The sequence below is a fragment of the Psychromonas arctica genome, from assembly GCF_038155225.1.
Classification (GTDB): domain Bacteria; phylum Pseudomonadota; class Gammaproteobacteria; order Enterobacterales; family Psychromonadaceae; genus Psychromonas; species Psychromonas arctica_B.
On record NZ_JBAKBA010000389.1, the window covers coordinates 1 to 212 of the forward strand.

Annotated in this window: 1 protein-coding gene; it reads right to left on the reverse strand. The window is 39.6% G+C overall.

Annotated features, from left to right (window positions below; all coding sequences use genetic code 11):
- Nucleotides 1–3 precede the first annotated feature (3 nt).
- The coding region (locus tag V6255_RS18875; protein ID WP_341629473.1) for a hypothetical protein at nt 4–212 on the reverse strand (209 nt) is incomplete at its 5' end.

Below are 212 nucleotides of genomic sequence, written 5' to 3' on the forward strand. Positions count from 1 at the left end.
GGGCTATTTTACCTTTGTATTAATTCTATAAAAGCGAGTCGTCCCGCTAACTTCATTTCCTACGATTAATATAGGTGTGCCAGAAGGGCTGTCTTTTGCACTGACATATTTAAAGGCTTCAGGCCCTAAATCTCCCGCATCGACTTGATAAGTTTTAACGCCGTCTGCATTTTTTTGTTTATTATCTTTTGGATTAACAGACATGTCACGGC